This is a genomic window from Rhizobium sp. FY34 (assembly GCF_005222845.1).
GTDB lineage: Bacteria > Pseudomonadota > Alphaproteobacteria > Rhizobiales > Rhizobiaceae > Neorhizobium.
Genome location: NZ_STFZ01000021.1, coordinates 31383 through 44953 on the forward strand (window position 1 = coordinate 31383; position 13571 = coordinate 44953).

The following is a 13571-nucleotide window of genomic DNA, read 5'->3' on the forward strand; positions in this document are numbered from 1 at the left end:
CAAAGGTGACCTATGCCCTGCCCTTTGCCGCGAGCAGTTCCAGCAAGAGACGAGCGCCGGCCTCGCCCGGTGCAACGCTTGTGGACAACCGCTGCCAGACGCTCTCAAAGCCCTGCAGCATGGCGGAACGTTGCGGCGTATCGGCCGTTCGCGCCAGCTCTATACGGGCGCTGCCCAGCGTGGTTACCCCAAGCGCTAGTCGCAGACTGACAGTTTGATACGACACGATAGCCCGCGAGCTTTTCGCAGTTCTTCTGTGCCAAGCGGCGCACGAAGGTTTATGGGCCAAACCGGCCAGTGCCATTGCACTTGCCTGGCGAGCTTTCAGAGCAACAAGCCGAGCCTTGCCAAGGTCAGGCGGCATTGCTGGCACAAGGGTTCATTCCTGCCGCATCGGTAATAGCTCAGGGCAATCACTGCGCCGTAAAGCGCCCAGGCTTTTCCCCGCAACCAATCACTCTCATCCAATTCCAGCGTGTCGCGAAATTTCCCGCGCGCCGAAGGCTGTACCCAAGACCATGCGGTGGCATAGTCCGCTGCGGGGTCACCAACGGCTGCCAAACCCCAATCGATAACGCCCGACAGTTTGCCGTCGATGGTCAACAGATTATCGGCCTTGAGATCGCCATGCAGCCAGACCGGCGCTGCACAATTGCGCGCGGCAAGAGCGGCATCCCAAAGCGCCCGTGCGGCAGATGCGTTGATCTCGTCTGACACCATCTCGATTGCTGGCAGCGTCAAGTCAGACATATCGGTAAGAGGGATGCCGCGAATCTTGTTGACGGGACCCGCCGCCGGTGCACCCTCAGTTGTCATGCGGTGCAGGGCTTTCAAAAAGCCCGCCAAACACACCGCGGCATCACCAGTATCCGAAACATTGTCAGGCGAAGCGATACTGCCTTCAAGCCAGTCAAAAATGCCGAACTTGCATTGAATTCCCAGATCAACGCGTCCACGATATCGCAGCGCGGGTGTTGCGAGAGGAAGTCCCTGCAAACGTGGCAGCCAGTCAAGTTCTTTGGAGACCAGAACGGCGGCGGATGCCCGGCGCGGGATACGCAGCACCAGACGGTCACCGATACGAAACAGCGCATTGTCTGTTCCGGAGGAATTCACGCGATGGAGAGGTTGGTCAGCCCATTGTGGCGTGTGTTCCACCAACAGGTCGCGGACGAGGGTCTCAGTCACAGGAAGATCATCATTGTGCATGGGGCCACGCGTAGACCACATCTATGCAATCTATGTGACACTGAACCATGCAGACAGCGTGACCCAGCCAGCACACCGCGTCAGGAACCGTAGGCCTACACCCTGCCCTTTGCCGCCAATAGTTCCAGCATCAGAAGGGCACCGGCCTCGCCCGGTGCAACGCTTGTGGACAACCGCTGCCAGACGCTCTCAAAGCCCTGCAGCATGGCGGAACGCTGCGGCGTATCGGTGGACAGGCATTCCGCCCAGCGGCAGAGATAGCCCGGCCGCACCAGCTCGTTGATATGCTCGGGGATCACCGGCTGATCGGCAATCAGATTGGGAAGGGCAGCCGACCAGACCTTGATGCGCTTTGCCATCATGCGGATGAGAAAATCCGCCTTGTAGATCGACAGCGTCGGCACGCCGCAGAGCGCCAGTTCCAGCGTCACCGTGCCGGAGGCGGCAATCGCCATATCGGCTTCGGCGAAGGCCTGCCATTTGGCTTCTGGACCGACCATGATTTCGGGCTTTATCGGCCATTCCTCAATCAGTCGACGCACCAGCACCTCCTGACGCGGCACGGTAGGCAGCACGAAGCGCAGACCGTCATTGCGCTGGCACAGCAGATCCACCGTCGCCTTCAATTCCGGCATCAGAGCGTTGATCTCGGTGGAACGCGAGCCGGGCAGCAGCATGATGGTGCGCTGATCGACTGCAAGCGGCCTTGTGCTGCGCTGCGCCCGCACACTGATCACCGATGGGTCGACCGTCAGGCGATGGCCGATGAAATCCGTCTTCGGCCCATCCAGCCTTTGCATGGCCTCAGGCTCGAACGGCAGGATGGCGAGCACCTGATCGACATAGGCGCGCATCGCCGGCGCTCGATATTCCTTCCAGGCCCAGACGCTCGGGCAGACATAGTCCACCACAGCCAGATCCGGCAGAGCCTTTCGCACGCGCTTTGCCACCCGGTGGGTGAAATCGGGGCTATCGATGATGAGAAGCACGTCTGGTCGCGCTGTAATGATGGCGTCAGCGGTCTGGCCAATCCGGCGCAGCAAGTGCGGCAGGCGCTTCAGCACCTGGGTAATGCCCATGATCGACAATTCGGAAAAGTCAAACAGCGAGGTGAGACCTTGTGCTTCCAGCGCCTCGCCGCCAACCCCTATCAGTTCGACAGGACCGCCATAGACGGATTTCAGCCGGGCAATCAGATCGCCGCCCAGAAGATCGCCGGAGACTTCACCGGCCACGACGGCCACCTTCAAGGGTCGCGCTGCCATCAGATTTCCTTTGCCTGCAATCGCTTGTCGATGCCCTCATCAATCCCGAGAACGAAAAGACCGCCCTCATCCGCCAGAGCCAGCATCTCGGCCTTGTCGAGTATGAGCGCACGGCCCGCCTCGATGGCGACGCCGCCGAGCCCCGCCGCAATCGCCGACCGGATGGTGGAGGGCCCAACGGTGGGCAGGTCGGCCCGCACATCCTGCTGCGGCTTGCAAAGCTTGACGAGAACACCTCTGCGCCGGCGCGAAATGCGTCCCGCGCCGCGAAGTTCTGCCACCCGTTGCAGCATGGCATCAGTACCTTCGACGCCCTCCATGGCGACGATCCGTCCGCCGACGCTGATGGCCCCTTGGCCGACATCCAGTTCGCCCAGCAGACGCGCAGCCTTTGATGCCATGGCAATATCGCGACGATCATCGTCCGTTGGCTGATGGCGCCCCAGCAGACCTGTTTCAGCCAGGAGCCCCGGCACGATATCATGCACACCGATGACGGTGCAGCCCATGCCTTCGAACAGCCCGATGACCATTTGCAGCACCGTGTCATCACCGCCGGACAGAAGCGTCTTGACCACATAGGGGATCTTGATCACCGTGCGCCAGGTGGGGTGAATGTCGCGCCATTCGGGACGGCGCTTGACACCACCGGACATGACGACGCGGCGCACGCCCTTTTCCCGCACCAGTCTTTCGATGCGCGCCAGATCGCCAACGCCGGCGACCTCATGCTCGAAGCTTGAAAAATCGCGATCGACTTCGTTCTTCAGGAGAATGACGAAGGGATTTTCACCGGCCTTGCGCGCCGCATCGGCCACATGCAGCGGCAGAAAGCCGTTGCCGGCGATGATCGCCAGCCGTCCCGCCCGATCGCGAACGGGATCGGCTTGCATGGCTCAGGCCTTGCCGCGATAGGGAGACGAAATCGCCCGGTCGCTTTCGGCGCAGATAAAATCGATGATTTCCAGAGCTTCAGGACAATCGAGATATTCGTCGCGCACGGCAGCCGCCTTGGCGCGGATGGAGCCGTCGCCATCGAAAACCTGCTTGAAGGCGCGGCGAACCGTGTGGATCGTCGCACGTTCGATGCCGGCGCGCGTCATGCCCACCACATTCAGACCACCCAGAATGCCAGGATTACCGTTCAGCATGCCATAGGGAATGACATCATAGTTGACGGCAGACAGGCCACCGATAAAGGCCTGGCGGCCAATCCGGCTGAACTGGTGAACGGCGCAGCCGCCGCTCAGGATGGCACGGTCGCCCACATGCACATGGCCAGCCAGCATGACATTGTTCGACAGGATAATGTCATTGCCCAGCTGGCAATCATGCGCCACATGCGAATTGGCCAGCAGCAGGCAATTGTTTCCGACGCGAGTGATACCGCCGCCACCCACCGTGCCGCAGTTCATCGTCACGCCCTCGCGCATGGTGCAATTTTCGCCCACCACGAGACGCGAATCCTCACCGGCCTCATGAAGGCTCTGAGAAACGCCGCCGATCACCGCCATCGGATAGATGCGGCAACCGCGACCAATCTCCGTCAATCCGGTGACGACCGCGTTCGACAGGACCTGCACATCGTCTTTCAGAATGACGCGCCCACCGATATGGCAAAAGGGTCCAACAAACACATTCTCCCCGATCACGGCGCCGTCTTCTACGACGGCCATGGGGTGGATGCGCGCACTGGCGGCAATGCTTATCATGCCAGATCCTTAGGACGGATCATCGCGCCGATATCGGCCTCCGCCACGAGCCCACCATCAACACGGGCCTCGCAATGAAATTTCCAGATATTGCCGCGCTGCTTCTGCTTCACGACATGCAGTTCCACGCGATCACCCGGCACGACCGGCTTGCGGAACCGGGCATTGTCGATCGTCATGAAATACACGAGATTGCCACCCTCGCCCTGTTTGCGCGCGCAGATGGCGCCGGCCGTCTGCGCCATGGCTTCCACAAGCAGCACGCCAGGCATAATGGGGCGTTCGGGGAAATGCCCGACGAAGTGCGGTTCGTTGGCAGTCACGTTCTTGATGCCGATCGCGCTATCATCGCCATTGATATCGATGATCCGGTCAACCAGCAGGAACGGATACCGGTGAGGCAGCAGCTGCATGATCTCCAGAATATCTGCAGATTCGAGCGCTCCCTTGTCCTGTTCAGCCATTCCTTTCTCCTCTTTTCTTTGCCCGCTCATCCGAGCGCGTCATGAGTTCCGCGATATCGCGCAGGAAATCCTGGATGGGGCGCGCGGGAATGCCGCCATATCGTCCACCCGCCGGCAGCGAACTGACCACGCCGCTCATCGCAGCGATCTGCACACCATCACCGATGGAAATATGACCGTTGACACCCGAGGCACCGCCAATCTGCACGCCATCACCAATTTTCGTGGAGCCCGCTATACCAGCACCACTCGCAATGGCGCAATGGCGACCGATACGCACATTGTGGGCAATCTGCACCAGATTATCGATCTTGGTGCCTTCACCGATGACCGTATCATCCATGGCGCCACGATCGACGGTCGTATTGGCGCCAATTTCGACGTGATCCTGAATAATGACACGTCCGATCTGAACCATCTTGACCATGCCGGCAGGACCTGGCGCAAAGCCAAAACCATCCTGACCGATCCGCACCCCATTATGGATGATGACATGATTGCCGATCAGCGCGCAGAGCACGGAGGCACCGGCAGCCACCGAACATTCCCGGCCAAGCTTGACACCGGCGCCAATCACGCTGCCTGCCCCGATATGCGTTCCGGTGCCGATTTCGACATCTGCGCCGATCACGGCCATCGGTTCGACGGTCACGCCAGGCTCAAGACGAGCAGACGGATGCACATAGGCTGCCGGAGAAATGCCGGTTTCCGGCACGGTGACAGGCGTGCGAAGCGCAGATGGGTGCAGGATGCCGCCCACACGCGCAAATGCCGTATGCGGATGTCGTGTCACAAGCACCGCAATATGATCGGGAATCATAGGTCGAAGCGCAGAATCACACAGAATCGCAGAGGCCTGACAACTTGCCAGATCCTCTTTGTACTTGCGCGATAGAATATAGCAAATATCGCCATGCTTGGCGCGTGAAACCGGCGAAACGGACCGCACGATACGGTCCGCATGCTCTTCATTCACCAGTTCCGCCCCAAGACGGTTGGCCAGCTCACGCAGGCTTATTCCGTCATGCGGCGGAAAGAAGTCGTTCTTGTCCATCAGCCAAAGCTCCAGAACAGTTTAAGATCCGCAGTTCTGGGCGGCAGATATCAGAACTGGTTCGCCATGCTGAAACGGAAGCGCTGAACTTCGTCGTAATCTTCCTTGGCGACCGGTACGGCATAGTCGAAACGCAGCGCACCAAAGGGCGAAGCCCAGGTGACGCCAGCACCAACGGATGCACGAAGCGAACTATCGGTTCCACGAGCGCCGGCGCTGCTGGCAACTTCGTTGCCGTAAAGCGTACCAGCATCGGCAAATACCGCAGCGCGCAGACCGAAGTCTTCCGGCACGGCCGGCATCGGAGCGCTGACTTCGGCGGAAGCGTTGAAATAGGTCGTACCGCCGAGCGTATCGCCATTCGGCATGCGTGGACCAATCCCGTCGTTCTCGAAGCCGCGGATCTGACGACCGCCAAGCGTGAACTGGTCGAAGACATTCAGGCTATCGCCCGTCTTCACCACATGACCGGCACCCACCGACAGCGAACCGATCAGATCAAGTTCGTCCGACAGGAGGTGGAAGTAGCGAGCGCGACCGAAGATCTTGTAATATTCGGAATCGCCGCCGACACCGGCGAATTCATGGGTCGCTGCTGCATAGATGCCTTCACGCGGAAGAGTCATGCTGTCGAGCGTGTTGTAGGTGAGCGTCTGACCAATGATCGACTGCGAATACTTGCCGCCATTGACGAGATCGATATAGGGCTGAGACAGGTTGTTCTGCCAGTCGCCATCGCCGGTATATTCAATCTGCTTGTAGGTGTAGCGGAAGGTCGTCGCCAGTTCTTCGGTGATCGGCGCCGTTACGCGCAGCGTGAAGCCCTGTTCGCTGTAGGTGTAATAGTCGTTAGACGAGCTTTCGCTCTTGAAGATGTCGAAACCAGCCGCCAGACGATAGCCGAGGAAATAGGGCTCGGTAAAGTTCAACGAATAGGTCCGAGCATCATCGGCGCCACCACCCGCTGCAACGCGAATATACTGGCCGCGACCGAGGAAGTTCTTTTCCTCGACCGAAGCCTCCAGAACGACACCATCATCCGCCGCATAGCCTGCGCCGATACCGAACGAACCGGTCGACTGGTCCTCCACATCGACCACAATCACGACGCGGTCCGGGGCCGAACCCTGCTGCGTGGTGATGTTGACCTTGGTGAAATAGCCAAGCGCTTCGAGGCGGCGCTTGGCGCGCGTGATCATCAGCTGGTTGAAGGCATCACCTTCGCTGAGATCAAATTCGCGACGGATCACATAGTCACGGGTACGGGTATTGCCGCGCACTTCGATGCGCTCGACATAGGCGCGCTCGCCCTGATCGACGAGATAGGACACACCAACCGTATTGCTCTGAAAGTTGCGGTCACCACGCGGGGTGACGCGGGCAAAGGGATAACCCGCGCCGGCAACCTGCTTGGAAATCGCTTCCATCGTCTTCTGTACGTCACGCGCATTGTAGGTATCGCCGGCCTTGGTCTGAACCAAACCCTTCAGGTCATCGCCGCTGACGCCATCAACCGTCGATTCGACACTGACTTCGCCAAAGCGATAGCGCGGACCTTCTTCGACCGTAAACGTGATCGTGTACTCGTTCTTCGATTCATCGAGAACAGCATCCGAGGACACGATGCGGAAATCCGGATAGCCATGATTGTAGTAAAACTGGCGCAACGCCTCTTCGTCAGCTCGGAGCTTTTCCGGGGAATAGACGTCCTTGCGGGTCAGGAAAGACAGAGGACCGCTTTCCTTGGTGATCAGCACATCATGCAGACGGCGATCACCATAGGCCTGATTGCCAACAAAATTAATATTGGCAATCTTCGTGCGGTCGCCTTCATTGATCACGAAAGCAAGATTAACGCGACCCTGACCGACCGGAACCACCTGCGTGGTGATTTCAACATCGCTGCGGCCAATGGCACCATAGGCCTCGCGCAGACGCTGGATATCGGCATTAACGAGGGCTTCACTGTAAGGGCCGAGCGGCTGGGTCTGAACGACATCCTGCAGCTTGTCATCCTTGATCTTGCGATTGCCGTTGAAGACGACCTGATTGACCAGCTGGTTCTCGCTGACCGTAACGACAAGCGTGCCGCCAGACACCGAGATCTTCACATCGGAGAAATAGCCCGTCGCATAGAGGCGCTTGACCGATTCATCTATGTCAGAATTGGAAAAGTTGACACCGGGACGAATGGTCAAGTTCGAACGAACGGCCTCCTGGCCGGCGCGCTGCGCACCACGCACGTCAACGCGCTGAATGACAGCAGCCTGAGCGGACAATGGCGAACCAACAAGCACCACACCCGCGCCCGACGCAACAACACCAGCAGACAGCGCAAACGCCGACACTGCGTTCAAAAACTTTGAACCAGCTTTCATTTTCAATTCTTACCTTTTCCCGTTGTCCCTTGGCGGGTGCAACCCGACTCCGGCCACGTGTGTCGTTTTACCTGCTTTTACCCTACAAGCAAGGTATCGCGTTAATTTCTATTTACTTCCTTTGAAGGCGTGACCCAATCGCAACGGCCATCTTCAAACAGGGTAAATAGTTGGTTTATTTCCGAAACTCAGCCAATCAGATTGCTGATGTCATTCCACGTTGCAAATACCATCAGGCTCAGAACCATAGCGAGACCGATGCGAAATGCAATCTCCTGCGCACCCGCTCCCAAGGGTTTTCCGCGCACAGCCTCGATTGCGTAAAACACCAAATGCCCACCATCAAGCACCGGCACGGGCATCAGGTTCAGAAGACCGATCGATACCGAGAGCACCGCCGCCAGTTGCAGGACGGCAGCAATGCCGAGCGTCGCCATCTGGCCGGAAGCCTGCGCCACGCGCACCGGCCCGCCCAACTGGTCAGGCTTCATGCGCCCCGTCACCAGATTGCCTATATAGCGGAAGGTACCGGTGACGATATGCCCCGTCTCACGCACGCCTTCCACCATCGCATCGACGGGGGTGAAATTCACGACGCGAAAATTTCCGCTCTGTTCATTGGTGACAATGCCGATCAGACCAAGCTCGACCTTGTTGCCGAACTGGTCGGTAATTTCGCTGCGCTTGGGCACCATCGGCAGATCCAGCCTTTGACCTGCGCGCTCCACGGTGACCGTAATCTGTGTCTCGGGACGAATGCTGACATAGCGACGCACATCATCGAAGGTCCGAATCGTCTCCCCGTCCAGCGCCACCAGACGGTCACCCGGCTGCACGCCCGCCTCCAGCGCAGCACTATCGGGACGGACTTCGGCGACAACAGGATCGGCCACGACCTTGCCATAGACGCTGAAAAGCACGGTAAAAATCACGATGGCGAGAATGAAATTGGCAATCGGGCCAGCAGCGACAGTAGCGGCTCGCTTCCACAGCTTGGCTCCGGCAAGCGTTTGCGCACGCTCGGCCTCGCTCAATTGGGCAAGTCCCTCGGAATCCGGGCGGCTTGAAGCATCTTCATCGCCGAAGAATTTCACATAGCCGCCGAGCGGCACAGCTGAAATCTTCCAGCGCGTTCCATGACCATCGGTGAAACCGATCAGTTCCGGCCCAAAGCCGATCGAGAAGGCAGTGACCCGCACGCCGCTCCATCGACCGACCAGATAATGGCCCATTTCGTGGACGAAAACGAGCAGCGACAGGACCAGCACGAAGGGCACGATATAGCCCGTAATGAAGCTCAGGATCGCCATCAGTCAGTCCGCCTTCCAAGTCATGCGGCGTTCAAAGTCCGAAGAGAAACGCCGCCACAGATGTTCCACCTTCTTCCGACCATGCCGCATGCAGGATTGCAAGCAGGAAAGCGGCGAAGCTGGCGAATACGAGCCCATCGACACGGTCCATCACGCCGCCGTGACCGGGAATGAGGTGGCTGGAATCCTTCACGCCGAAACGCCGCTTGATAAAACTCTCGAACAGATCACCGATCTGGCTTGCAGCAGAAAGCAGAAAGGCGATTGCCACGGTGCGCGCCGGGAGCACCGGAAAGAACACCAGCGAAACAGCGCTTCCGGCCGCAATGCCGGACATGGTGCCACCAATGGCCCCGGACCAGGTCTTGCCCGGCGAGATGCGCGGCGCAAGCTTCGGTCCACCCAAACGGCGACCGACGAAATAGGCGAGGATATCGGTGGCCCAGACGACGGAAAATACGAACAGCATGGCGACAAAGCCAGGTTGGTCAGCGGCACGGATAGCCGAAAGTGACACGCCGCTCAGGCCCGCATAGACAATGCCACCCGGCAACCAGCCCGTGCCGCCGCGCGCCAGAACCAAGAACAGTGCCGTCAGCGAAAAACCACCGATCAATGGCACGCCCATTCCTTCATCGCCGATCACGATATTGCCGGCAATGGTGGCAATGGCCAGCCAGCCCAGCGCATTGCCGCGAAAGTCGCGCTCGCTGAGGCGCGTCATGCGCGACCATTCATAGTAGACGAAAACAGCGATCACAGCCGAAAGCAGCCGGAAGGACGCCCCACCAAACCAGGTGGCGGACAAGGCCACAGCAGCCAGAACCAGCGCCGAACCGGTACGTTTTTTCAGCTCGGGCGACATCAGCCCGCCGCCGCCGCTTGCTGTTCGGCAAGACCACCAAAGCGGCGGTCGCGCGCGCTATAAATGCGCAGCGCCTCGTGAAACATGTTGGCGTCAAAATCCGGCCAATAGCCGGGCAGGAAGACAAATTCCGCATAGGCTGCCTGCCAGAGCAGGAAATTCGACAGGCGTTCTTCGCCGCTGGTTCGAATAATCAGATCAGGATCTGGAATATCCGCCGTATCGAGTTGCGCGGAAATCATATCTGGTGTGATCGAGGCCGCGTCCAGCCGACCAGCTCCCACTTCCTCAACCAGCCGCTTCACGGCCCGCGAGATTTCGTCGCGGGCGCCATAGTTGAAGGCGATGATCACCGTCAGGGCGGTATTGCTGCGGGTGGTCTCCTCCGCTTCGATCAGAAGCGGAAGGATGTCGCCCTTCAGGTTTTCGCGGTCGCCGATAATCTTGATTCGGACATTTGCCCGGTGCAGTTCGGCCAGATCGCGCCGGATGAACCGACGCAGAAGCCCCATAAGGTCAGAAACCTCGTTTTCGGGGCGGCTCCAGTTTTCTGATGAAAAGGCAAACAGGGTCAGATACTCAACCCCGGCTTCGCCAGCGGCCTTTACAGCGCGTCGCACGGCCTCAACGCCCTTGCTGTGACCGATTGTGCGCGGCAAACCGCGTTCTTTGGCCCAGCGCCCATTGCCATCCATGATGATGGCAACATGCTTCGGCACTATTGGCTGCTGACCATTCATCATGAAATATCCGTCCGCCTTACCGTTTGAAATGAAAGAAGTCGTGCAGGCTGTTAAACCTGCATGATTTCCTTTTCCTTGTCGGCAAGCAAGCGATCGATTTCAGAAATTGTTTCATCCGTCATCTTCTGCACGCGCTCCGACTTGGCGCGGCTGTCGTCCTGGCCGATGACGCCGTCTTTTTCGGCCTTCTTCAAGCCTTCCATGCCGTCGCGGCGCACATGGCGGATCGCGACCTTGCTCTTTTCCGCATAGTCATGCGCCACCTTGACGAGCGACTTGCGGCGCTCCTCGTTGAGTTCCGGCAGCGGGATGCGCAGGTTCTGGCCATCCACGATCGGGTTAAGGCCGAGATTGGCTTCGCGGATGGCGCGATCGACGGCATTGACCATCGACTTGTCCCATATGGAAATGCCCAGCATGCGAGGTTCCGGCACGGTGACATTGGCCACCTGGTTGAGCGGCACGCGCGAACCATAGGCCTCGACCATGACGGGATCGAGAATATTGGCCGAGGCACGGCCGGTGCGCAGCGAAGCAATATCGCTCTTGAAAGCCGAAATTGCGCCGTCCATGCGACGCTTGATGTCGTTGAGATCGATATCTCCGCTCATCTTCCACTCCGTTCGTCTTGGGTCATGTCGTCTTGAATCATGCACGGAAGGCATACCGCCCGGCAGCTCATCTCAAGTGTCGCTGACGATGGTCTTGCGTCCACCACCGGTCAGGATCTGGCCGAAACCGCCCTTCTCATGGATCGAGAAGACGATGATCGGGATCGAATTTTCACGTGCAAGCGCAACGGCTGCAATGTCCATCACAGCCAAGCCCTTTTCCAGCACTTCGCTATGCGTCAGTGTTTCGAAGCGGGTGGCATGCGGATCCTTCTTGGGATCGGCCGAATAGATGCCATCAACCTGCGTGCCCTTGAAGATAGCTTCCGCACCGATTTCAGCAGCGCGCAGGGCACCAGCCGAATCCGTCGTGAAGAAGGGGTTGCCGGTACCGCCGGCAAAAATTGCAACGCGGCCTTGGGCCATGTGATGCAACGCCTGGCGCTGCGAGAAACTTTCGCAGATTTCCGGCATGGCAATGGCCGACAGAACCACCGTGTCGACACCCTGCTTGCGCAGCGATGTAGCAAGTGCCAGTGCATTGATCACGGTTGCCAACATGCCCATGTGATCGCCGGTGACCCGGTCGCCACCCTTGGATGCCACGGCCACGCCGCGAAAGATATTGCCGCCGCCGACGACAACACCGACCTCGACGCCCATGCCGCGCGCTTCCGCGATATCGGAGGCAATGCGATCGGCAACAGCGACATCGATGCCAAAGCCCTGGCTGCCCATAAGGGCCTCGCCCGAGACCTTCAGCAGTACGCGTTTATAGACGGGATGGGTGGAAGACATGGAAACTCCTTCGAGGATCGCACCGACAGCCGGATACACGAAGGGCATCGCATTGTCACGCGACGCCCTCCGCTTTCACAAGATTTGACGAGTATAACTTAGCGCTTGACGGTCGCTGCGACTTCAGCCGCAAAATCGGTCTCTTCCTTCTCGACGCCTTCGCCGAGGAGAAGACGGACCATGCCGGTCACTTCGATCGGCGCGCCAACGTCCTTTTCAGCTTCCTTGAGGGCAGCTGCGACGGTCAGGTCGGGGTTAATGACGAAAGCCTGCGACAGAAGAGCAACTTCTTCGAAGAACTTACGCATGCGGCCATCGACCATCTTTTCGATGATGGCTTCCGGCTTGCCGGATTCGCGAGCCTGCTCGATGAAAACATTGCGCTCGCGCTCGGCAACAGCCGCATCGACTTCTTCCGAACGCACGGCAAGCGGGTTGGTCGCAGCAATGTGCATGGCAACCTGGCGGCCGATAGCCGTCAGGGCATCCTTGTTGCCGGTCGACTTCAGGGCAACCAGAACGCCAAGCTTGCCAAGGCCTTCCGCGGCAGCATTATGCACGTAAGTGGCAACAACGCCGTCTTCGACAGACAGCTTGGCGGCGCGACGCAGCGTCATGTTCTCGCCGATATGGGCGATGGCATCCTTGATCGTGTCGGCAACAGACTTGCCGGTGGCCGGATAGGTGGCAGCAGAAACAGACTCGACCGAACCTTCAGTGGTCAGCGCAACCGAAGCGATGCCACGCACGAGGTCCTGGAAGGCATCATTGCGGGCCACGAAATCGGTTTCGGAATTGACTTCGACGACGACAGCGCTGGTGCCGGCCGAGGCGATGCCGATCAGGCCTTCAGCAGCCGTGCGACCAGACTTCTTGTCGGCCTTGGCAATGCCCTTGGCGCGTAGCCAGTCGATTGCCGCTTCCATCTCGCCAGCGGTCTCGGCAAGCGCCTTCTTGCAATCCATCATGCCTGCGCCGGTCTTCTCGCGCAGTTCCTTCACCATTGCGGCTGTGATTTCGCTCATTTTCGCCTCTTGTCCGATTCGGAGGGGTGCGCCTGCCTAAATAGGGAGGGCATGCACCCGATTGGGGCACGAATGTACCCGTAAATGTGACAGCGTGATGAATGGCCGTCCGCGCAACTTCCAGATGGAAGGGCAGA

The 13571-nt window shown here is 59.1% G+C and carries 14 protein-coding genes; all 14 read right to left on the reverse strand.

Going from position 1 to position 13571, the window contains the following annotated elements:
* Positions 1-10: 10 nt before the first annotated feature.
* The 14 genes from E8M77_RS16995 to tsf all read right to left on the reverse strand — a co-directional run bounded on the left by E8M77_RS16995 (position 11) and on the right by tsf (position 13434).
* The gene (locus tag E8M77_RS16995) at positions 11-226 is read right to left on the reverse strand and encodes a hypothetical protein (protein ID WP_137131826.1); all 216 of its coding nucleotides are present in this window, start codon (positions 224-226) and stop codon (positions 11-13) included.
* A gap of 98 nt (positions 227-324) precedes the next feature.
* Positions 325-1209 (reverse strand): aminoglycoside phosphotransferase family protein, encoded by an 885-nt coding sequence (locus tag E8M77_RS17000; protein WP_170975916.1) that lies wholly within the window; start codon positions 1207-1209, stop codon positions 325-327.
* 95 nt (positions 1210-1304) lie between these two features.
* On the reverse strand, positions 1305-2474 hold the full coding sequence (gene lpxB, locus E8M77_RS17005) for a lipid-A-disaccharide synthase (RefSeq protein WP_137131828.1): 1170 nt from the start codon (positions 2472-2474) through the stop codon (positions 1305-1307).
* Positions 2474-3367, reverse strand: coding sequence for an LpxI family protein (locus tag E8M77_RS17010; RefSeq protein WP_137131829.1), 894 nt, complete (start codon positions 3365-3367; stop codon positions 2474-2476). Before E8M77_RS17010 ends, lpxB begins: the two co-directional genes overlap by 1 nt.
* 3 nt (positions 3368-3370) lie before the next feature.
* On the reverse strand, positions 3371-4186 hold the full coding sequence (gene lpxA / locus E8M77_RS17015) for an acyl-ACP--UDP-N-acetylglucosamine O-acyltransferase (protein ID WP_137131830.1): 816 nt from the start codon (positions 4184-4186) through the stop codon (positions 3371-3373).
* Entirely contained in the window at positions 4183-4650 is a 468-nt protein-coding gene (fabZ, locus tag E8M77_RS17020; RefSeq protein WP_137131831.1) for a 3-hydroxyacyl-ACP dehydratase FabZ, read from the reverse strand. Before fabZ ends, lpxA begins: the two co-directional genes overlap by 4 nt.
* Positions 4643-5704 (reverse strand): UDP-3-O-(3-hydroxymyristoyl)glucosamine N-acyltransferase, encoded by a 1062-nt coding sequence (gene lpxD / locus E8M77_RS17025; protein WP_137131832.1) that lies wholly within the window; start codon positions 5702-5704, stop codon positions 4643-4645. Before lpxD ends, fabZ begins: the two co-directional genes overlap by 8 nt.
* A 50-nt stretch (positions 5705-5754) precedes the next feature.
* Positions 5755-8082, reverse strand: a complete 2328-nt coding sequence (gene bamA, locus E8M77_RS17030) for an outer membrane protein assembly factor BamA (RefSeq protein ID WP_137131833.1) — start codon at positions 8080-8082, stop codon at positions 5755-5757.
* 188 nt (positions 8083-8270) lie between these two features.
* A complete protein-coding gene (gene rseP / locus E8M77_RS17035) occupies positions 8271-9392 on the reverse strand; it encodes an RIP metalloprotease RseP (protein WP_137131834.1) in 1122 nt (373 codons plus the stop codon).
* 31 nt (positions 9393-9423) lie between these two features.
* Entirely contained in the window at positions 9424-10257 is an 834-nt protein-coding gene (locus E8M77_RS17040; protein WP_137131835.1) for a phosphatidate cytidylyltransferase, read from the reverse strand.
* The gene (locus E8M77_RS17045) at positions 10257-11000 is read right to left on the reverse strand and encodes an isoprenyl transferase (protein ID WP_137131836.1); all 744 of its coding nucleotides are present in this window, start codon (positions 10998-11000) and stop codon (positions 10257-10259) included. The genes E8M77_RS17040 and E8M77_RS17045 overlap by 1 nt, the downstream gene beginning before the upstream one ends.
* 50 nt (positions 11001-11050) lie before the next feature.
* On the reverse strand, positions 11051-11611 hold the full coding sequence (gene frr / locus E8M77_RS17050) for a ribosome recycling factor (RefSeq protein WP_137131837.1): 561 nt from the start codon (positions 11609-11611) through the stop codon (positions 11051-11053).
* A gap of 72 nt (positions 11612-11683) precedes the next feature.
* Positions 11684-12409: a UMP kinase gene (gene pyrH / locus E8M77_RS17055; RefSeq protein WP_137131838.1), complete on the reverse strand. Its 726-nt coding sequence runs from the start codon at positions 12407-12409 to the stop codon at positions 11684-11686.
* Between the two features lie 98 nt (positions 12410-12507).
* Positions 12508-13434: a translation elongation factor Ts gene (tsf, locus tag E8M77_RS17060; RefSeq protein ID WP_137131839.1), complete on the reverse strand. Its 927-nt coding sequence runs from the start codon at positions 13432-13434 to the stop codon at positions 12508-12510.
* Positions 13435-13571: the final 137 nt, after the last annotated feature.